Below are 22,817 nucleotides of genomic sequence, written 5' to 3'. Positions count from 1 at the left end.
ATAGCCGAGCGGTGCCGCCAAGATCAACAAGTAGAGGTTCGGTGCGGTGTCGAAAATTGTGGAGGTGATGAAGCCGGGACGTGGGGGCCGAAAAGTCTGTGGTAGGCGTCGATCCATTCGTCGCGAGCGGTCAGGAATGGGAAGTCGGTGGGAGCCATATGGCGTACGGCGAGCATGGGCAGGGGTGCGTCGAGTGCCGGGAATGCCGGATTGTGCAGACCGGCGGTGGTGCAGCCCGGATAGAATTGGCCGAGCATCAGACCTTTCTGGACGAACCGGGTTTTCTGATCATGCTGAACAGTTTCGATATCGGCGTATTCGGTGAGGTCGGGGAATACCGCAAGGACGGCTTTGAGTTTGGAATCGGGTTCGTCCCGCGGTGGCAGGGCGGGAAACAACTCGTACAGGTCGTCGACAATGGCGGTTATGCGCTGGATGTCGATATAGCGACCATTGATGAACACAACCCACAGGTATTGGCGCTCGATGGCGCGGCTGGTGTAGGGGCAGACGGGGCCGGGTCGGCCGAGGGCCGGGTGGGGTCGGCACAAGTATGCGCGAGTCCACCGGCGGAGTTCGGTGGCGTGGGGGTGCTCGGTCGCACCAGTTGCCGGGTTGCGGGCGAACAGGTTGGCCGGCTCGACGCCGGTGCGTGTCCCGATGATTCGGTCGGTGCTCACGATCGGCTCGTCCTTGCGTGGGTGGGGGTCTCCGGCGAGGGAGTATCGGTGGATCGGAAATGCTCGGCGAGGGCAAGTCCGATGGCGCGGAGTGCGTCCGGGTCGGTCATCCGTTCGTGCCGGACGGGAATGCGGTGTTCGGTGATGCGGCCGGTGATGTGGTCGGCCCATGCGAGAGCTGGAGAGGGGCCGCCGTTTGTGTGGTCGGTGGCGGAGCTGAAGTAGATCAGGTCACCGTCGAAGGTCGCCGGCCGGTGAATTCGGGTGAGGTCGATGAGCCGGACGTAGTCGCGGTGCAGGATCACGAGATGCTCGGGGGTCAGGGCGGTGAACAGTCCGCCTTGCCGGTGCAGCAACTCGGCCGCGGCCTCGATGGTGAGGTCGGCAGGGAGCTCGGAAACGGCCAGGCCACCGAACTCGGTGAGCAGGTCCACGATGGTGGGTGTGGGCGTGCGCATGCTCTCGGCGGTGACGACGCGGGTGTCCATCATGGCCAGGGTCGCGACGGGGTCGCCGTCGCGGCGGAGCTGGACGGCGATCGCGTGGGCGATGGTGCCGCCGAGTGAGTAGCCGAGTAAGTGGTAAGGGCCGTGCGGCTGGACGGACCGGATCTCCCGTACGTAGCGGGCGGCGAGTTGGTCGAGCGTCTCGAACCACGCGGCGGGGTCGGTCAGCGTCGGGGATTGCAGGCCTTGGACGGGACGGTCGGGGTCGAGGTGCTGCACGAGTCCGCTGAAACCCCAGGCCAATCCGATGGCCGGGTGGACGCAGAACAGTGGCGGGTCGGTGCCGGCGGCACGCAGCGGGAGCAGGACCGAGAGTGCGTCACCGAGATCCTGTTCGTCGAGGCCGCGTAGGCGGGTGTCGATGCGGCGGGCCAGCGATTGCGGTGTGGGGTCGGTGAAGACCCACTGAATCGGCACGTCGGCACCGGTCGACTCCGCCAGCCGCGCCACCAGTTGGGCGGCGGCCAGCGAGTTGCCGCCGAGTGTGAAGAAGCCATCGTCGACGCCGACTCGTTCGATGTCGAGGGTCTGGGTGAAGGCGTCGCAGACGGTGGCCTCGAGTGGGGTGGACGGCGCCCGGAACCTGGAGTGCCGCCGGTCGGGTGCGGGTAGGGCTTTGTAGTCGAGTTTGCCGGTGGCGGTAAGGGGGATTCGGTCCAGGGTGAGGATGCTGGTGGGGATCATGTGGGTGGGTAGTCGGGTTGCGAGGTAGGTGGTCAGTGCGATGGTGTCGGGTGTGGTGTGCGGGGTGGGTACGACGTAGCCGGTGAGTTGCTCGGTGCCATTGGGTTGGGTGTGGACTGTGACGGCGGCGTAGGTGATGTCGGGGTGGCTGCGTAGCGCGGTTTCGATGTCGCCGCGTTCGATGCGGTGGCCGTGGATTTTGATTTGTAGGTCGCTGCGGCCTTTGTATTGCAGTGTTCGGTCGGTGGTCCAGGCGACCAGGTCGCCGGTGCGGTACATCCGTGTCCCGGGCGGCCCGTATGGGTCGGGGACGAATCGGGCTGCCGTGGTTGCGGGCTGCTTGTGGTAGCCGCGGGCCAGGCCTGGTCCGGACACGTACAGTTCGCCGACTACTCCAGATGGGACGGGGCGAAGTCGGCGGTCGAGTACGACGGCGGTGAATCCGCGGGTCGGGCCGCCGATTGTCATCGGGCTGTCCGTGGTTGTGGTCGATGCAGCGTCGGCGCAGCTCGTGATCGTGGTTTCGGTAGCCCCATAGCAGTTGATCACCGTGCGGCCCGGTGTCCATTGTTTTGCCAGGTCTGGTGGGCATATCTCGCCGCCGAGCATTACGGTGCCGAGGGTGTCGAGTTCGTCGGCGGGCAGCGATGCGAGCACTGTGGGGGTGAAGGCGGCGTGGGTGACGTGTTCGGCCTTGATCGACTCGGCCAGTTCGGTGCCGGCGACTACTGGTGCGGGGGCGAGGACCAGTGTGGCGCCGGCGGCTGCGGCACTGAGCCATTCGAGGATCGACACGTCGAAGCTCACCGAGGCGGCGGCCAGCATCCGAGAGGTCGGGGTGAGGCCGAACCGTTCCCGTATGTCGGCGGCCAGGTTCGCTATACCGCTGTGGGTGACCACGACCCCTTTGGGGGTTCCGGTGGAGCCCGAGGTGTACATCAGGTAGGCCGGGTGCTGTGGCCGTAGCGTGGTTGTGCGGTCGGGGTCGGTGATCGCGGTGGGGGACACCGACGCTGTCGTCGCGGCGAAAGCGGGGTCGTCGAGGACGAGCCATATTGTGGTGTCCGGTAGCTGGTTTCGGTGCTTCCCGAGGGTCAGCCCGATGGCGGCACCGGAATCGGTGACGATGGTTGCGATCCGGTCGTAGGGATGGGTGGGGTCGATCTGGACGAACGCACCGCCGGATTTGGCGACCGCCCACACGGCGATCACGGCGTCGATGGAGCGCGGTAACGCTATGGCTACCAACGATTCCGGTCCTATTCCGGTGTCGATCAGTACCCGCGCCCACCGGTTCGAGATTTCATCGAGTTCGCGGTAGGACAGCCTTACGCCGTCGCAGACCACCGCTTCCGTGTCCGGCGTCATCGCGGCCGTCAACACCTGCGGCAACACCGACATCACCGCACCGGGTCGACCGCGAACGGGTACCAGCGTGGCTCGCTCGACCGGCGATAGCAGCTGCAGCCGGGTCAGCGGGAGGTCGATGTGTTCGGTGATGGCGTCGAGCACCCGCAGCAGTCGGTCGGCGATGGCGTCGATCTGGTCTTGTGTGAACAATTCCGGCAAATATTTGAAGTTCAGGTGCATTCGGGTGTCGTGGTGGACGACCAGGCCGAGCGGATAGTGCGCGGCGTCGCGTCCGTACACGTCGAGGACATGCATGCCCGCGATGTCGGTGTCTTCGGACAGCCCCGCTCGGTCGACCGGGTAGGACTCGAGGACGGTCACGGTGTCGAACATCGCGCCGGGACCGGCCACCCGTTGGATCTGGGCGAGCCCGAGGTGGTGATGGTCGAGCAGTGAGGCTTGTTCGGTCTGGATTCGCCGTAGTAGTTGGGCCAGGGTTTCGCGGTGGTCGAGCCGGACCCGGACGGGCACGGTGTTGACGAACAGCCCGACCATCGATTCGATGCCGGGGATCTGCGGGGGGCGCCCGGAGACGGTGGTGCCGAAGACCACGTCCTCGCGGGCGGTCGAGGTGGCGAGCACGATCGCCCAGGCGGCTTCGATGAGGGTGTTGAGGGTGGCCTCTTGCTGGTGGGCCACCGTGACCAGGGCCGCGGTGCGCTGTTCGTTCAGCTGCACCTGGACCTCGCGCGCGGCAATGGTGGGCCTGCGGCCGCGGTCCGCGGGCGCGAGCAGAGTCGGCTCGGTTATGCCCTCGAGTGTCCGCGCCCACGCGGCTTCCGCCGCGTCCTGGTCCTGGGTGTTCAGCCACATCAGATAGTCGCGGTAGGGACGCACCGGGGGCAGCACCGTGGGGTCGCTGTCGCTGGCGTAGAGGGTCAGCAGTTCCCGGATCAGCAGTGGCGTGGACCAGCCGTCTATCAGGATGTGATGCATGCTCACCAGCAGCCGGTACTGCTGGGGTGCGGTGCCGATCAGTGTGAGCCGGAGCAGCGGCGCCGCGGTCACGTCGAAGCATGCGCGGCGGTCGGTGTCCATGAGCTGTTCGAGCGCAGCCTCGGTGTTGTCGCGCTGGGTCAGGTCGATCTCGGTGAACGGCACGTCGACGTGCTGGTGCACCACCTGGACCGCTTCGCCGGCGCCAGGGCGCACGAACGCGGTCCGCAGGTTCGGGTGCCGTCCGATGAGAGTTTGCGCGGCGCGGCGCAGCCGCTCCGTATCGACGCGCCCGCCGAGTTCCAAACAGAGTTGCACCAGGTAGGCGTCGAGGGTGCCGTCGGCGAGCTGGGCGTGGAACAGCAACCCCGCCTGTAGCGGCGTGAGCGGCCATATGTCGTCCAGTGTCGAACGTCCGGTCTCGAGCCGGTCGATCGCGTGTTGGTCGAGGTCGACGAGGTCGACATCGGAGGGGGTCAGCCCGCCGACACCGGGCTGGGACGCGTGGGCGGCCAGGGCGGTTACCGCGTCACGCCACAGTCTCGCGAGGTCGGTGACCTCGGCGCAGGTGAGCAGGCCGGTCGGATATTCCCAGGCGGCGGTAAGCGTAGGCCCGTCCGATGTGTCGATGGTGACCGCATTGATGCCCAGCAGGGCTGCGACAGGTGCGTCGGGGTTCTGGACGCCGCCGCCATCGGTGTCGTCACCGGCGGGCATCCACCCGACATCGCGCAATGTCTCGGGAGTGGTGTCGAACCGACCGAGATAGTTGAAGCTCACTCGAGGGGTGGGCAGCGCACGCAGGACGCGGGCGGTATCGGCGTTGAGGTAGCGCAGCAGCCCATAGCCGATCCCGTGGTTGGGGACCTGTCGGAGTTGCTCCTTGACCGACTTGATGACCGCCGCGGCGGCGGCCCCGGCGGCGAACGCGTCGTCGATGTCGATATCGGACAGGTCGAGCCGCACCGGGTAGGTGGTGGTGAACCATCCGATGGTGCGGGTGAGGTCGGCACCGGGGAGCACCGTGTCGTGGCGGCCGTGGCTTTCGAGGGTGAGCAGCGTCTCGGTGACGGTGTTGCCGTGGCGGCACTGCCATCGAGTCAGCGCCAGCGCGAGCCCAGCGACGAGGGCGTCGTCCACGTTGCCGTGGAACGTCCGGGGCAGGGTGGTGAGTACGGCGCGGGTCACCGCGGTAGGTAGCGCCACCTCGACAGTGGCGACGGTAGCTTGCACGTCCACCGCCGGGTCGATCGGGCGGGCACCGATCGGCGGGTCTGCCGCGCCGAGCGTGGACCGCCACCAGTCGAGTTCCTCGAGGCTCCCGGCTGCGGTGTTCAGTGCGTGCGCCCAGCGTCGCATCGAGGTGCCGACCGGCGCGAGCCGCGGCCGTTGCCCGACACTCAGCTGGGCCCATGCCGCAGCGAGATCGGGAACGAGGATCCGCCACGACACGCCGTCGATTACCAGATGGTGTGCGACGACGAGCAGCCGTCCCGGTTGTCCGGCCCAGTCGAACCAGACCAGCTGCAGCATGACCCCGGCTGCGGGGTCGAGGCGCTCGGCCGCCGCGTTCGCCTCAGCGTCGGCGAGCGCGGCGAAGGCATTGCTGTCGGGTGCCGCATCCACCGGGACGCGCCGGATCAGTCCGGCGGCGGGCATCGCGGTCGGCCGCACCCGCAGTGTCCAGCCCGACGTGTGCGCGGGATCCGGGTGTAGTCGAGCCCGCAGCATGTCGTGGTGATCGATCACCGCTTGGACGGTGGCGCCGATTCCGGTGGCGTCGATGCCGGTCGGCAGCGTGAGCATCACCCACTGGCAGAAACGGTCGAAGCCGCCGCGCTCGAACATCCAGCACATGATCGGCGTCACCGGTATCGGCCCCACACCTCCGCCGGGCAGCTCCGCCGGAAGAGAGGTTGCCGCAGTACTGTCGCGAACGGCGATCTGGGCCAGCCCGGCAACCGTTTTACGCTCGAACACCTCGCGCGCGGAGAACACCACCCCCGCCGCCCTGGCCCGAGTGACCAACTGGATCGACATGATGCTGTCGCCGCCGACGGCGAAGAACGAATCGTCGAGTCCGACCGTGTCGATACCCAATACCTCGGCGAACAGTTCGGCCAGCGTTGTCTCCACCTCGGTGGCCGGTGCCCGGAATTCGGCTCGGCCCGTGGTGAAGTCCGGCTCGGGCAGCGCGGCGCGGTCGAGCTTGCCGTTTTCCGTCACCGGCAGCGCGTCGAGCACCACCACGGTCGCGGGCACCATGTGCGAGGCCAACCGCTCCCCGGCGAACGCGCGGATCGCGGCCGCATCGAGGTCGGCGCCGGGCTCGGGCGCTACGTACCCGATCAACCGGTCGCCGATGGCGGGGTCCCGATGCACCGTCACCACCGCACCGGCCACACCCGGGCAGGCCACTAGAGCCGATTCGACCTCGCCGAGCTCGACGCGGAATCCACGAATCTTGACCTGGAAATCCGACCGGCCCAGATAATCGAGCGCCAGACTCCCGTCCGGTAGCCGCAGCCACCGCACCAGGTCGCCGGTCCGATACATGCGCTGCCCGGGGCCTGCGAACGGATCGGCGACGAATCGCGACGCCGTCAGACCCATCCTGTTGCGGTAACCGCGAGCCAGGCCCGGGCCCGCCAGATACAACTCACCGATGACCCCGACCGGCACCGGCCGCAACCACGCGTCGAGCACGACCTGCCCGACCCCGCGGATCGGTCCGCCGATCGTCACCGCCGCACCTGCCACCATCGGCGCACCGGCATCGGTCTGGATCGTGGCCTCGGCCGGACCATAGGTGTTGAAGAGTCTCCGGCCCGGTGCCCACCGCGACACCAGTTTGGGTGAGGGCGCCTCACCACCGACCACGACGGTCCCGAGGTCCTCGAGCCCGTCCGGATCGACCGTCCCCAAGGCAGCGGGCGTCAGCGCGGCATGGGTCACCTTCTTACGCAACAGGATCTGCGCCAGCTCGCCCCCGCCGTAGACGGTCGGGGGCGCAATCACGAGTCGCCCACCCGTCGCGAACGCCCATAGGTGTTCCAGGACTGCCGCATCGAAACTCGGAGACGCGAATTGCAGCACCCGCGAGCTCGGCCCGATGTCGAACCGCGAACATTGGTCGGCCACCAGATTCGCCAACCCTCGATGCGACACCACCACACCCTTGGGCACACCTGTCGAGCCGGACGTGTAGATCACGTACGCCGCATTGTCGACCCGCACCGGCGACGTTCGCTCCGCATCGGTCACCGGCACCGTCGGCAGCCCCGCAGCCTCCGCTTCGACCGCCGACTCGTCGAGAGCCAACCACCGCACCGGCCCGGGCAGCCGATCACGCCACTCCGACAGGGTGATTCCTACCACCACGCCCGAATCGGTGAGCATGTGCTCGAGCCGGCTGGCCGGGTACTGCGGATCCACCGGCACGAACGCTGCCCCCGACTTGGCCACCGCCCACACCGCCAGCACCGCTTCGACCGACCGTGGCAATCCCACCGCAACACTCGCCTCCGGCCCAGCACCCCGACCGATCAACAATCGTGCCAACCGATTCGACTCCGCATCCAGCTCGCCATACGTCCACCAGCGATCCCCGCACACCACGGCGACTGCCCCTGGATCCCGCTCCGCCGCCGCCACCAACAACTCCGACAACACCTGCTCCGGCACAGCCGGATCACCCGACACCGGCGTCAACTCCCGGTGTTCGGCCGGAGAGAGCAGATCCAGCCGGGCCAGCGGCAGATCCGGGTCGGCGGCAACGCTGCCGATCACGCGCAGGACCCGCTGCAGGGTCGCATCCATCGTGTCCTGGTCGAAGAGTTCGGGCAGGTACTTGATTTCGAGATGCAGTCGCGTATCGACACGCGCAATCACTCCCAGCGGATAGTGCGCGCCGTCGGTGCCGGTCACGTCGAGCAGCCGCATGCCGGCGATATCGGTGTCCGCCGTAAGCCCACCACGATCGATCGGAAAGGATTCGAACACCGTGATCGTGTCGAATACCGTCGCAGGCCCGGCCACCCGCTCGATGTCGGTTAGGCCCACGTAATGGTGATCGAGCAGCGTGGCCTGGTCCGCCTGGATCCGGTCGAGCAGCTGCCCCAAGCTCTCGGCGGGGTCGAGACGGACGCGCACCGGCAGTGTGTTGATGAACAGCCCGATCATCGATTCGATGCCCGCGATCTGCGGGGGCCGTCCGGACACCGTGGCGCCGAACGTCACATCCTCCCGGGACGTGAACGCGCCCAACACGATCGCCCATGCCATCTGGAGCACGGTGTTGAGGGTGACTCCACGGGACCGCGCGAGGTCGGTCAACGACGCGGTCTGTTCCTCGGTCAGTTCGCCGAGCACCTCGCGTGATTCGGTGTATGGGCGGCCGGGGTCGGCCGGAGCCACCAGGGTCGGCCCGTCGGCGCCGTCGAACGCGCGGGCCCAGGCGTCGAACGACGCAGCCGGGTCCCGCCCGGCGATCCACGCCAGGAAGTCCCGGTAGGGACGTATATCAGGCAGTATCGCGGGGTCGCCGTCGGTGGCATAGAGGATCAGAAACTCCTTCAGGAGCAGCGGCGTCGACCAGCCGTCGAGCAGCAGATGATGATTGGTCAGCACCAGCCGGTAGTGTTCCGGCGCCGTGGTGACCAGCATCCAGCGCAGCAGCGGGGCGCGCGCCGGGTCGAATCGGATCGCCCGGTCCGCGGCCATCAGTCGATCCCACTCGCGATCGCGTGCATCGTCATCCAGCCCGGATAGGTCGAGCTCCGACCATGGAGCCTCGACGTCTTCATTGACCACCTGCACCGGTCCGGCAGCGGTGTCGGTGACGAATGCGGTGCGCAGATTCGCATGCCGGTCGAGCAGCAGCTGCCCGGCTCGGCGCAGCCGCTCCGGATCGACCCGCCCACGCAACTCGAGAACCAACTGCACCAAGTAGGCGTCGGTCGACTCCTCGGACACCAGCGCATGGAACAGCAACCCCTCCTGCAATGGTGTCAATGGCCAGACGTCGCTCAACGCCGGATAGCTGTCTTCGAGTCGCTCGATCTCGGACTGCCCGATCCTGATCAGATCCAGATCCGACGGCGTCCGTCCCCCGGCCCCGGCACCGTGGATGGCTGTCGCCAACGCCGTCAATACCCGGCACCACGACTCCGCCACCGCGCGCACCTCGTCGACGGTGAGCACCCCGGCGGGATACGACCAGATCGCCCGCAACCGCGGCCGGCCCGCATCGTCGAGGGTGAAGGCATTGATATCGAGCGCCGCTGACACCGGCATATCCGGATTCTGCGCACCGGCGAACTCGGCACCCGCGAGGTCGTCGTCCACCGGCATCCATCCGGCCGCCGGTATTCCTTCGGGAATCGCCGTGGAGTCGTAGTTGAACCCGATCTGCGGCGTCGGCAGAGTCCCGAGTATCGGTCCGGTGTCCTCGTTGAGATATCGCAACAAGCCGTAGCCGATTCCGTGGTCCGGGACCGCGAGGAGCTGTTCCTTGACGGACTTGACCGCTGCCGCCAAAGCCGGCCCACCAGCGCATGCGTCGTCGAGATCGATGCCCGACAGATCCAGGCGCATCGGAAAACTCGTGGTGAACCAGCCGACCGTCCTGGTCAGATCCGAGCCTGGGACGGCGCCTTCCGCACGGCCGTGCCCTTCGAGACCGATCACCACGTCCGCGAGTGGGCCACCGGATGCCTCCGTCGCGCGCTCGCGCCGCCACTTCGTCACCGCTACCGCCAGCGCGGCCAGCAGCCCGTCGCCCACACTGCCGTGGAATGCCGCGGGCACGTCGGTCAACAGCGCCTCGGTGACCTCGGGGGAGACTTCGACCTCGACCGTGCGGGTGGTGGCAGCCACATCGATCGCGAGGTCGAGGGGCCGGGCTCCGATCACCGGATCGTCCCCGACGGCCATCGCTTGCCACACTTCGAGTTCGGCGGCCCGCTCCGGGCGTTGGGCTGCCTCGACGAGCCCGTGCGCCCACCTGCGCATCGATGTCCCGACCGGGGCCAGATCGGGTGGTTCGCCGGACTCGATCCGCGCCCACGCGACCGCGAGGTCCGCCACCAGCACCCGCCAGGAAACCCTGTCGATCGCCGAATGATGCACCAGCACCAGCACTCTGCCCGGCTCCGCCGCGTCGACCGGATCGAACCAGACCACCTGCATCACGATCCCGGCGCCCGGATCGAGCCGATCCGCGGCGGCATCCAACTCTGCCGCCGCCGACGCACGGAACTCGGTGCTTCCCGGCTTCCCCGCCATCGCCACCCGATTGATTACGTCGTCGGCCCGAACCATCCCGACCGGCAGCACCTCCCACGTCCAGCTCCCATCGGCGCCCGGGCGCAGCCGCGCGCGCAGCATGTCGTGCCGATCGAGTACCGCCTGCACCGTGCCCGCCAGCCCCTGCTGGTCGATCCCCACTGGCAGACCCAGCACCACCGCCTGCGAGAACCGGTCGAACCCCGACTCCGCGCGTTCGATCAGCGATCGCAGGATCGGCGTCACCGGTATCTGTCCGACACCGCCGCCGGGCAGTTCCTGCGGAAGACCGGTCGCTGCGCTGCCGTCGCGGACGGCGATCTTGGCCAGCCCGGCGACCGTTTTGCGTTCGAACACCTCGCGCGCGGAGAACACCACACCCGCCGCCCTGGCCCGAGTGACCAGCTGGATCGACCTGATGCTGTCACCGCCCAAGGCGAAGAACGAATCATCGAGACCGACTGTGTCGATACCCAATACACCAGCGAACGATTCGGCGATCGTGCGTTCGAGGGGTGTTTCGGGTGCCCGGAACGGCTTGGTGTCGGTGAATATCGGGTCCGGTAGTGCGTTGCGGTCCAGTTTTCCCACCGGCGTCAGCGGGATGCGGTCGAGCACCGTGATCGAGGACGGGACCATGTAGGACGGCAATCGGTCGGTGAGATGTTCGGTGAGGATCGTGGTGTCGATCGAGTGGCCGGGTGCGGCAACGACGTACGAAGCCAGTGATTCGGTCCCGGATTCGTGGTGGTGGCTGATGGTGGTGGCGAAGCCGACGGTCTGGTGGGTGGTGAGTGTTGCGTCGATTTCGCCGAGTTCGATGCGTAGGCCACGGATCTTTACCTGGAAGTCGGTTCGGCCGAGATGTTGGATCGTTGCGTCGGGTGTCCATCGGACGATGTCTCCGGTGCGGTACATGCGTTCGCCGGGCAGCCACGGGCACGCTATGAAGCGTTCGGCTGTCAGAGCTGTCCGGTGATGGTATCCGCGGGCCAGCAGTGCGCCCCCGATATACAACTCACCTGCCACGCCGACTGGTACGGGTTGTAGCCGCTGATCCAGCACCCATTCCGAGACACCGCGAATCGGGCCACCGATCGTGATCAGCTCACCCGCCACCAACGGAGCGCTCTGGTTTGTCGTGGTCGTGGCCTCGGTCGGACCATAATCGTTCAGCAGGTCGCGGCCGCTGCTCCAGCGCTCGACCACCTCGGTGCCGTACTCCTCGCCACCGACTGCCAGGTGTCCCCAATCTGGTAGCGGCCAACGGGTGTGGTCGATGGTGGACAATGCCGAGGGTGTGATGAGGACGTGGCTGACGTGGTCGTGGTCGAGTAGTTCGGCGAGTTCGTCGCCGCCGTAGACGTCGCTGGGTGCGATGACCATGGTCGCGCCTGCGCAGGTCGCCAACAGTAATTCCAGTACTGATACGTCGAAGCTCGGTGAAGCCAAATGTAGAGTGCGAGAATCGGATTCGATGCTCATGGCGTCGTGGTGCTCGGTGGCGCAGCTGGAGAGTCCGTGGTGGGTGACCGCGACGCCTTTGGGTAGTCCGGTCGATCCGGAGGTGTAGATGACGTAGGCGATATCGTCGACATGCAGCGGGCGCACTCGGTCACTGTCGGAGATCGGCGGGGCACTCGAGGCATCGTCGAGATTGTCGGCTGTCAACCAATCGATATCGTCGGGTAACCGCGCGCGCGCCGATTCCACCGTCAAACCGATAACCGCTGTCGAATCGACCATCATGTGGGTGATGCGTTCGAGGGGATAGGTCGGGTCGATCGGCAGGAACGCGGCTCCCGACTTGGCGACCGCCCACACCGCGAGCACAGATTCCAGCGAACGCGGAATACCGATCGCGACAACATCTTCCGGACCGATACCGCGTTGGATGAGTAGCCGAGCCAATCGGTTCGAGCGCTCGTCCAACTCCCGGTAGCTCAGTTGCCGCCCATCGAACACGATCGCGGTGGCGTCGGGATCCCGTGCGGCAGCCGTGATCAGCAGATCAGCCAACGTGGCCGGCGCTGTCTCGGGTCCACCAGAACGCGCCAGCAGATCGGCTCGTTCAGCGGACTCCAGTATCTCGATGGCACCCACCGCAACCGGGGGATCGGCGGCCACCGACTCGAGTATCCGGATCCACCGATGCATCAGCGAATCGATCGTCACCGCGTCGAACAGATCTGTGGCATAGGTGACCGCCACTGCCATCTCGCCGCTGTCATGGTTGTCCGACAAAACGATCTGCAGATCGAAGCGGGACACCTCGTTGGGCAGGTCGACCACCGAGACATCGAGGCCGGGCAGTTCGAGCTTCACCTGTTCCAGATTCTGGAATGCCAACATCACCTGGAACAGCGGGTGCCTGGACTGGGACCGTTGCGGAGCGAGTTGATCCACCAGTTGCTCGAACGGAACCTCGGCGTGTCCGAAGGCATCCAGGTCGATCTGCCTGATCCGGCCGAGCAGGTCGGTGAACGATTCATCGAGATCGATTTCGGTTCGCAACACCAGCGTGTTGACGAACATGCCGACCACGTCGTCGAGTTCGGCCGCACCGCGTCCGGCGATCGGTGTGCCGATCGGAATATCGGTCGTACCACTCAACCGGGCAAGCAGCACCGCCAATGCGCCATGGATCACCATGAACAGTGACGAACTACGTTGCCGCGCAAACCCTTCCAATACCTGCATCAACTCGGCATCCAACGTGTAGTCGATGGTGGCACCCCGATTGGACGCCACCACCGGCCGCGGCCGGTCAGTCGGCAGACGAAGTTCCTCGGCAACTCCGTCCAGAGTTTCGGTCCAGTATCGGATCTGCTGGGCGCCAAGCGATTCCGGATCGTCGGGCGAGCCGAGGGCAGTTCGTTGCCACAGTGCGTAGTCCGCGTACTGGACTGGCAGCGGTGTCCACGAGGGGAGTTCTCCGCGGATCCGTGTGGTGTACGCAGTCGTCACGTCGCGGGCCAGCGGTGTCATGGAGAAACCATCCGCGGCGATGTGGTGCACCACGACGGCCAACATGTATTCGGGCTCCTCGCTACCGGCAGCGCGGAACAATCGGGCACGCACCGGCGCCCGGGTGCTCACATCGAAGCCTTCGGTGACGAATTCGGTGACCGTTGTGTCCAATTGGCTCGGCGGAACCGATACCAGGGCCAGCTCGGGGTCTACCTCGTCGGCGGGTTCGATCAGCTGGATCAGCATTCCGTCGTGATCCGGGTACCGCGTCCGCAAAGACTCGTGCCTGCGCAGCACGTCAACCATGGCCAATCGCAGGGCGTCCACGCTCAACTCGCCACGCAACCGAATGGCGATCGGCACGTTGTATGCCCCCGAGCTGGTGTCGTACTGGTTGAAGAACCACATCCGTTGTTGGGCTGGTGCCAATGGCACGAGATCGGGGCGCGGCCCGGCGATCAATGGTGGGCGTTGTCGCCCCGTACCGGCATGCTGCTCTATGCGGGTCGCGAGCGCCGCTACCGTGGGCGCCTCGAATAACAGCCGCACCGGGATCTCGGTACCCAGTGCGGCCCCGAGCCGCGCCGCAACCCGGGTGGCGACCACGCTGTCACCGCCGAGGGCGAAGAACGAATCGTCGAGACCGACTGTGTCGATACCCAATACACCAGCGAACGATTCGGCGATCGTGCGTTCGAGGGGTGTTTCGGGTGCCCGGAACGGCTTGGTGTCGGTGAATATCGGGTCCGGTAGTGCGTTGCGGTCCAGTTTTCCCACCGGCGTCAGCGGGATGCGGTCGAGCACCGTGATCGAGGACGGGACCATGTAGGACGGCAATCGGTCGGTGAGATGTTCGGTGAGGATCGTGGTGTCGATCGAGTGGCCGGGTGCGGCAACGACGTACGAAGCCAGTGATTCGGTTCCGGATTCGTGGTGGTGGCTGATGGTGGTGGCGAAGCCGACGGTCTGGTGGGTGGTGAGTGTTGCGTCGATTTCGCCGAGTTCGATGCGTAGGCCACGGATCTTTACCTGGAAGTCGGTTCGGCCGAGATGTTGGATCGTTGCGTCGGGTGTCCATCGGACGATGTCTCCGGTGCGGTACATGCGTTCGCCGGGCAGCCACGGGCACGCTATGAAGCGTTCGGCTGTCAGAGCTGTCCGGTGATGGTATCCGCGGGCCAGCAGTGCGCCCCCGATATACAACTCACCTGCCACGCCGACTGGTACGGGTTGTAGCCGCTGATCCAGCACCCATTCCGACACACCGCGAATCGGGCCACCGATCGTGACCAAATCTCCTGCCACCATGGGGGCTGTCAGCGTCGCGGCAATGGTGGTCTCGGTGGGGCCGTACTCGTTGAACACGCTACGGCCGTCACTCCAGCGTTCGACCAACTCGGGGCCGTAGCCTTCGCCACCGACCAGCAGATATCTCAAATCCGGTAGCGGCCAACGGGTGTGGTCGATGGTGGACAATGCCGAGGGTGTGATGAGGACGTGGCTGACGTGGTCGTGGTCGAGTAGTTCGGCGAGTTCGTCGCCGCCGTAGACGTCGCTGGGTGCGATGACCATGGTCGCGCCTGCGCAGGTCGCCAACAGTAATTCCAGTACTGATACGTCGAAGCTCGGTGAAGCCAAATGTAGAGTGCGAGAATCGGATTCGATGCTCATGGCGTCGTGGTGCTCGGTGGCGCAGCTGGAGAGTCCGTGGTGGGTGACCGCGACGCCTTTGGGTAGTCCGGTCGATCCGGAGGTGTAGATGACGTAGGCGATATCGTCGACATGCAGCGGGCGTATCCGGTCACCGTCGGTGATGGGGCGGTTATCGGCTTCGTCGAGATTGTCCGCTGTCAACCAATTGATATTGTCGGGTAACCGCGTGCGCGCCGATTCCACCGTCAAACCGATTGCCGCTGTCGAATCGGTCAGCATGTGGGTGATGCGTTCGAGGGGGTGGGTCGGGTCGATCGGCAGGAACGCGGCTCCCGACTTGGCGACCGCCCACACCGCGAGCACAGATTCCAGCGAACGCGGAATACCGATCGCGACAACATCTTCCGGACCGACACCTCGTTGGATGAGTAGCCGAGCCAATCGGTTCGAACGTTCGTCCAACTCCCGGTAGCTCAGTTGCCGCCCATCGAACACGATCGCTGCGGCATCGGGATCCTGCGCAACCGCCGTGGTCAGCAGGTCGGCCAGTGTGGTCAGCGCCGCTGTGGGGGCACCAGAGTGTGCCAGCAGATCGGCTCGTTCGGCGGACTCCAGCACATCGATGGCCCCCACTGGAACCGTCGGATCGGTGGCCACCGACTCGAGTATCCGAATCCACCGATGCATCAGAGAATCGATTGTCGCCGCGTCGAACAGGTCCGTGGCATAGGTGACCGCTACCGCCATACCGCCACTGTCGTGGTCGTCGGACAACACGAACTGCAGATCGAGACGCGGCACCTCGTTGGGCAGGTCGACCACCGGCACATCGAGATCAGGCAACTCCAGCATCACCTGGAACAACAGGTGACGGGACTGGGACCGTTGCGGAGCGAGTTGATCCACCAGTTGTTCGAACGGAACCTCGGCGTGTCCGAAGGCATCCAGGTCGATCTGTCTGATCCGGCCGAGCAGGTCGGTGAACGATTCATCGAGATCGATTTCGGTTCGCAATACCAAGGTGTTGACGAATCTGCCGACCACGTCGTCGAGTTCGGCCGCACCGCGTCCGGCGATCGGTGTGCCGATCGGAATATCGGTCGTACCACTCAACCGGGCGAGCAGCACCGCCAGCGTGCTGTGGATCACCATGAACACTGACGAACTATGTTGCCGCGCAAACCTTTCCAATGCCTGCATCAACTCGGCATCCAACGTGTAGTAGATGGTGGCACCCCGATTGGACGCCACCACCGGCCGCGACCGATCAGCCGGCAGACGAAGCTCCATGGGAAGGTCCGCGAGCGTGGCTCGCCAGAACGCCAGGTTCTCGCGGCGGCGCCGTATCGCGGTGCCGTGGCGGGCGCTGTCGGGGTGGACCTGCCCGAGATCAGTGTCCGGTGCGGCGGCGGCGAACGCGTCGAGGAACTGCACGAATCTGGTGTAATGCGACGACAGTTCGGGGCCGGTGTAGAGGTTGGGATTGGCCAGAAAGTGGAGGATCGTTTGCGGCGGGTCTCCGGTCTGATACAGGTCGACCAGCAAATCTTCGACCGGCCCGGAGCTGAGGATATGGAATTCCGCGGTCATCGACCCGAGCCGGAGCTCCTGGGTGAAGAACATGACATTCACCACCGGGCCCGCGAAACGCCGCTGCCCGTTGCGCCCCGCGGCGGCGCGAATGTCGGTGAGGCCGCACCGCTGGTGTCGCAACGCTCCTACCAGGTCGGATTGTATGCGCCGCACCAGCGTCACGACCGTGTCCCCCGTACCGAGCGCGATCGGAAGTGGCACAACATTGACGAAAACTCCCCCGGACCGCCGCAACACCGCGGTTGTGCGACCCGACACGGGAATATTGACCAGGACCTCATCGCGGCCGGTCATCCGGGCCAGATAACTTCCGAATGCGGCGATCACCACCGCGGCGGGGGTCGCCCCCAACACCTTCGCGGAATGATCGATCCGCGCTACCGTCTCGGCGGACAGTTCGGCTCTTGCGACCACACTGTCCGCGCGCGCGGGTGCGTATCCGGCGGCCAGGCTGGACTCGTCCTCGTCCTCGTCCTCGACGTCGGCGAGTCTGTCCACCCAATATGCTTGGTCGCTGGTGAACCGCTTGGACTCCCGGTAACTGCGGTCGGCCTCGTAGAGGGTGCGCAGATCCGCCGCCTGGTTCGGCTCTGCTGTCTGTCCTCGCACCGCTGCCGTGTACAGCGCCGCGACCCGGTTCACTATCGTCATCGCGGCGTAGCCGTCCAATGCGACATGGTGAATCCTGAGGTACCACAGGAAATGTCGATCCCCGACCTGCACAACCACCCATGCGACCAACCGGTCTCGGGTCATATCCAACGGTGCGGTGTACTCCCGGCGCATCCACTGCAAGGCCGCCGCCATAGGGTCCGGTTCACCACGCATATCGATGAGTGGCCCCGTCGAATCCAGCGACGGGTCGAACAACTGATGTGGCTCACCGTCGACCTCTACCAGCCGCAGATACCCCGATTGGAATTCGTGGCCCGTTTGAATCGACACCGCACGAAGTATCCCGAGATCCAGATCTCCATGGAACTCGAGATACTGCGCCTCACATATCGGTACATCCGGGCTCAATTGTTGCGCCAGCCACAGCCCCCGCTGCCCCGCGGACAGCGGTACCGGCTGAGTGACTGACACATTCGGCTCGGAATCCCCACCCGATCCTCGGTCGGGCATGAACTGCAGTCGCGCCGCGGTCATCACTTGCCTCCAGACCCGACCCGCCGCTCAGTATAAGCCGACTGATCGGTATGCGTATACCCCGGACTCGCAATCCGCACGGCGAAATAATGTCCAGCTTTACGAAAGTGATAGACGGCGCTTGCGGCTTCTCCGATACCTCAACGCACTTACTTCGATACCGCAATGCAATTACTTCGACGCCCAATTGTGGATTGCCTCTGCGTTGCGGTCGGTCATCGGCTCGTTGGGATCGATGGCGCGGCCATCGGCAGTGCGGACGATTGCTGCCCTGAACTGCGAGTTCATGGCGAAATCAGATGAACTGAGGGTTGGGTCGAAGTGCGCCGAAGTAACCTCGATGTCTCTCGGGGCAGGGTGACATCTAGCGGAGCAGGCGGTGGGCCAGCGGCTTTCGGAACCGAGATATGGAACTTCGAGTTCCCTTTGGCTCCGCTCTTTATTTGGACATAACAAGTGCAGGTTCCGTGCGCTTCGCGTGATCTTGTGTCTTATTTGTCCGCATTCGACTATAATGATGCGGCCGCCGCGGCCGACACGACCCCGTCGGTATGTGTGCGGCCACTGTCGGACGCTTTCAGGCCTGGACTGTCCAACGCTCCACCACTCGAATACCCGTGGTGTCATTCGCGTTGTGAATCCGTGTTCACGTGCCCGCTCGCGCGCAGATTCACGTCATATTTAGCCGAAACCTTTTGATTGCGTCGGTCGTCTACTCCCCAGAACTAATGATCTGTTCGATATTGCGCTCGGCCAGCGCACTGATCGTCAACGACGGGTTCACTGTTCCGGTGCTGCCGGGCACAGCCGCCCCGTCCATCACGTACAGGCCTCGATAACCGAAGACCCGACCGTACCCGTCTGTTGCGCGTCCGATCACTGCGCCGCCCAACGGATGTGAGGTGAACGAGGCGTCCCCACCCATGACCGGTAGGGCGATGGTCAGGCAGTGGCAGGCCGCCTTGTCGTTGACTTCCTGCGCTCGCGCGAGGTAGTCGGCAGCGCCGTTGTCCGGCCACTGCAGGTCCACCCGCCCATTGGTCGGGTTGTAGACGAACCGGCCGCGGGTGTCGTCGAGCACTATGCCCAGCGATGCGAGAGTGCCGATGTCGAAAGGCGTCACGCCGGGGATGTACCAGTTCTCCAGCGACACAGGTGCGCCCGCCTCGTCCAGAATCCGGCTCGCGGACGCCGTGCCCTGCGTGCCCAGGTCGAACGAGCTGAGCGGCCGCGCCAAGCCGACATCGCCGTTGCTGCCCCAGCCCTCGCCGATGTGCTCGTTCAGGTTCGGCAGCGCGCCGGTTTCCCGCGCGCGCACCAGCAGTTCCGAGGTGCCGACGGAGCCCGCACCGAGGAACAGCTTGTCGCAGGTCAGCATCCGGTTCTGGAGCACCTCGCCGGTAGGTGCGAGTTTGGTCACGGTGACGGTATAGCGACCCGATGCCCCCGGTTCCTTGGCGATGGCGTCCACGCGGTGGCCGGGGTAGATCCGGGCGCGGCCGGTGTCCTCGGCATAGCGCAGGTAGTTCTGATTCAGATCGAACTTCGCGCCGTTGGAATTGCCGAGGTTCGAACAGCCGACCGTCGCCGACGGCCTCGATTGTCCGGCCAGCTCGTCGCGGATGACGTTCCAATTCCAACTGCCGTCGATGCGCTGCGGCGCATAGTCGGCCGCGCGGACCTGATCGTCCCAGGCCCGCGCGTGCGCGAACGCGCCGGAGTGATAGATGTCGTCCGGCATCGGGCTCAGCCGCAACGTCTTTCGGACCTTGGGGTAGTAGACCTCATGCATCTCGCGGTAGTCGACCACACCGCCGAACACATGGTCGAAGAACCGCTGCTCCGGCTCGATCATCACCCCGGTGAACACCACCGAGCCACCGCCCACACACGCACCGCGCCACACATCGATGCCCGGGTAGCTGGAAACGTCGAGGACTCCGCCGAACGGATCGAAAGATACCGGGATCCTGGTCACGCCGGTAAAGCTGGTGCGATGCCAGAAGCCGCGGCCGTCCGGAATCGTGTCGACGGTGAAGATGTCGCGCCACGGATCATTCGGCCAGCGCGACCCGCGCTCGAGCACCGCCACCTCGGTCCCGGACTGCGCCAGGCGCAGCGCGGTGATCGACGCCCCGAATCCGGACCCGATGACGATCGCAGGCATATGGTCGTCCGGATCCGGCAGCGGCGCGAAGATTTCGGGCACCAGTGCGCGGTACATCGGCGCATTCGGGCTCAGGGTGTAGTCGTCGGCCCACACCGGTGACATGGCCGTCGCCAGCGTGCTTCCACCTGCAAGACCCAGCATCGCAGCGGCAAGGCCGACGCCCCTGACGAAACTGCGCCGGTCCATCGGGTCCCGCACCTGATCTGAACCTCGCTCCATCACATCCCCACACCTTTTGGTGAGCGTTCGGAAAATTCGGTTACGCGCGGGCGGGTCATCGGGACATGGCGATGATCATCGCCATACATCGTCCGGGGCTTGCTGATCCTGGCAAAGGTCCGCTCGACCAGCGTACCCAGATGGCCGGACCGCGGGCCGGGATCGGTGCGTTTGACCAGCGTGGCAACCATGTGCGGCGCCTTCCGGCCCCATCACCCACATCGCCGACAGAGGCTAGCCGCGGATTAGCCGTCCGCGCCGGCGTGGGCGCTCTACCATGGGGAGAGTCCGGCGTGGAGGTGACAATGTTGGCACGCGCGTGGATTCGGTGGCTGGTCCTGCATCGGCTGACACGGTCCTATCTCCTGTGGTCGGCGCGTCGGGGCGAACCCCTCGCGCAGATCCTGGCCGGCCCGGATCGCGGGATCGGCTCGCCGCGCTCCATCGAGGAGATCCGGCGGCAGGGTCGAATGCCCACGGTATCGAGGGTGCGCGTGACCGCGGACCACGAACTGTGCCGGCTCATCCTGCGGGATCGTCGCTTCGGCGTGGTCACGCCTAACAATCGGGCCCTGCCGAAGCCGATGCGCTGGGTGCTGACCAAGACGGATCTGGAACTTCCCAACCTCGCGGAACCACCCTCGATGCTGGTGACCGATCCGCCGGAACACGCCCAGTACCGACGCCTGGTCGGCCAAGCATTCACCCCGAGGGCGATAGCCAAACTGGGGGAACGGGTTGTCGCAGTAACCGATGACCTGCTCGAAAGCCTGAAATCGAGGCCGCGACCGGATCTGATCGACGACTTCTGCGAGCAGTTGCCCATCGCGATCATCGCCGAGATTCTCGGGTTGCCCGCCGATATGCATGCGACGCTGCTGAAGTGGGGAGACACCGGTGCACCGTTGCTCGACCGAGGCCTGACCTGGGCCACATTCCGCCGCGCCATCGAAGACCTGGCCGAGGGCCAGCGGTACTTCGACCAGCACATCGCCGGGCTCACCGCCGAACCGGGCGACGACGTGCTCAGCCTGCTGGTGACGGGTGGCGAGCTCACCCGCCGCGAGCAGGTGGCCAACGCGGCCCTGCTGCTGGACGCCGGATTCTTGACGACGGTGAATATGCTCGGCAACGGAATCGCCCTGCTGACAAGCCATCCGGACCAGCTGGAAATGCTGATGGCGCAGCCGGAGCTGTGGCCGGGCGCGGTCGAGGAAATCCTGCGCTACGACGGTCCCATACGGATAACGGGCCGCATCGCGAGCTGTGACATCGACATCGCCGATCAGCACGTCAAATCCGGTTCCCTGGTCCTGCTGTTGCTGGCGGGCGCCAACAAGGACCCCACCGTCTTCCCCGATCCCGAACGATTCGATGTGACCAGGGCCAATGCCGCAGAACATCTCTCGTTCAGCGGTGGGGTGCACAGCTGCCTGGGAGCCAGCCTTGCCCGACTGGAAGGCACCGTCGCGCTGCGAGCCCTCTTCGAGCGGTACCCGGATCTGTGCCTGGACGGCCTGCCGATCCCGCGTGGCCTGGTGAACCTGAACAGCTACCGCTCCATGCCCGCCAAACTATCTGCCGACTAGCTGTGTTCTCCCACCTGGCCTGCTCGACACGGGCCGCGGATGGCACCCCACCGTGCCGCCGCGCGTCGAGTACACCCTTACCGAGCCGGGCCGAGGACTCCGCGAGACCGTGGATCGCATGTGCGGCTGGACTCAGCGATACCTGGGCCACATCGAAGCCGCGCGCAGCCGTTTCGACGCCTGACAGGTGTGCGGAGGTAGGTGTTCGCGAGGTCGGTGATGCTGTCGAATCGGTCCGGGCGCGGCGTCCCGTTCCAGCCCGGGTGGGTCGGAGTCAGGACGTGTGTGCAACGGGATAGGTGTTCGGCAATGCCCGCCACGGTGGCCGGGCCGCCCCCGCCGTGTAGGACGAGAATGGTTGGGCCGCTGCCGGATTCGGCAAAGGTCAGGAGTGGTTCGTGGCGGGCGTCGGCAGTCATGGGGAGTCCTCGATTCGGGTAACGCTGCTGAATCTGCTCCGGCGAGTCGGTTCGTCCCCGTGACGAGAGATCATCCGATGCGATCGCGCAGTGCGACGTTCTACGCGAGCTTCGTGTAGGTCAGGTCGAAGTCCGTCTTCCAGGTCCTTTGGTCCTCGGCCAGCTCCCAGCGACCCCGGATCGTCTTCCCGTCGTCGGAAAACCTGCCGGTGAATCGCTGTGCGAAGGGTTCGCCGTCGCGCTGCAGCGTCCAGATGCCGTCGGTCAGGGTCATCTCGTAGATTCGCTGAACGTCGCGGTCGTCGGTGTAGAGCTGGTAGTAGGTGTCGCTCATCCCATCGCAACCGATGACTGCGACACCATCGGGAGCGTCGGGCAGGTCGATATGCCAGCGCTGGACCAATAGCGGTGTGCCCCTGAGCCATTCGAAGGTGACCCGGCCCGCACCCGGCCACGGCGGCCCGCCGGGAGGTCCGGCCTGCATCGTCCATTCCCCGGCCAAGACCTCCAGGCGTTTGCGTGCCGATTCGTTGGTGGACTGGTTCATCGCGCTC

Annotated in this window: 7 protein-coding genes; 2 read left to right on the top strand and 5 right to left on the bottom strand. The window is 65.6% G+C overall.

The genetic code is table 11. The features are described from left to right. Positions 1-23: 23 nt before the first annotated feature. The 4 genes from OG874_RS21970 to OG874_RS21955 all read right to left on the bottom strand — a co-directional run bounded on the left by OG874_RS21970 (position 24) and on the right by OG874_RS21955 (position 20,446). Positions 24-680: a DUF6875 domain-containing protein gene (locus tag OG874_RS21970; RefSeq protein WP_330256992.1), complete on the bottom strand. Its 657-nt coding sequence runs from the start codon at positions 678-680 to the stop codon at positions 24-26. Beyond that, positions 677-17,866: an amino acid adenylation domain-containing protein gene (locus OG874_RS21965; protein ID WP_330256991.1), complete on the bottom strand. Its 17,190-nt coding sequence runs from the start codon at positions 17,864-17,866 to the stop codon at positions 677-679. The genes OG874_RS21970 and OG874_RS21965 overlap by 4 nt, the downstream gene beginning before the upstream one ends. A gap of 712 nt (positions 17,867-18,578) precedes the next feature. Next, positions 18,579-20,222, bottom strand: coding sequence for a GMC oxidoreductase (locus OG874_RS21960; RefSeq protein ID WP_442943417.1), 1,644 nt, complete (start codon positions 20,220-20,222; stop codon positions 18,579-18,581). A 32-nt stretch (positions 20,223-20,254) separates the two neighbouring features. After that, positions 20,255-20,446, bottom strand: a complete 192-nt coding sequence (locus OG874_RS21955; RefSeq protein WP_330256989.1) for a hypothetical protein — start codon at positions 20,444-20,446, stop codon at positions 20,255-20,257. Positions 20,447-20,560: 114 nt separating this feature from the next. Here OG874_RS21955 and OG874_RS21950 point away from each other — a divergent pair, with 114 nt between their 5' ends. Then, complete coding sequence (locus OG874_RS21950) at positions 20,561-21,844, top strand: cytochrome P450 (protein ID WP_330256988.1); 1,284 nt, start codon at positions 20,561-20,563, stop codon at positions 21,842-21,844. Then, positions 21,834-22,028 carry a winged helix-turn-helix transcriptional regulator gene (locus OG874_RS21945; protein ID WP_330257369.1) on the top strand — a complete coding sequence of 65 codons (195 nt, stop codon included), beginning with the start codon at positions 21,834-21,836 and terminating at the stop codon, positions 22,026-22,028. The genes OG874_RS21950 and OG874_RS21945 overlap by 11 nt, the downstream gene beginning before the upstream one ends. Before the next feature lie 335 nt (positions 22,029-22,363). Here OG874_RS21945 and OG874_RS21940 read toward each other — a convergent pair whose 3' ends face one another. Beyond that, complete coding sequence (locus tag OG874_RS21940; protein ID WP_330256987.1) at positions 22,364-22,810, bottom strand: hypothetical protein; 447 nt, start codon at positions 22,808-22,810, stop codon at positions 22,364-22,366. Positions 22,811-22,817: the final 7 nt, after the last annotated feature.

It is taken from the genome of Nocardia sp. NBC_00565 (assembly GCF_036345915.1).
In the GTDB taxonomy this organism is placed as follows: Bacteria; Actinomycetota; Actinomycetes; order Mycobacteriales; family Mycobacteriaceae; genus Nocardia.
This window is presented reverse-complemented; position numbering and strand designations above follow the sequence as displayed.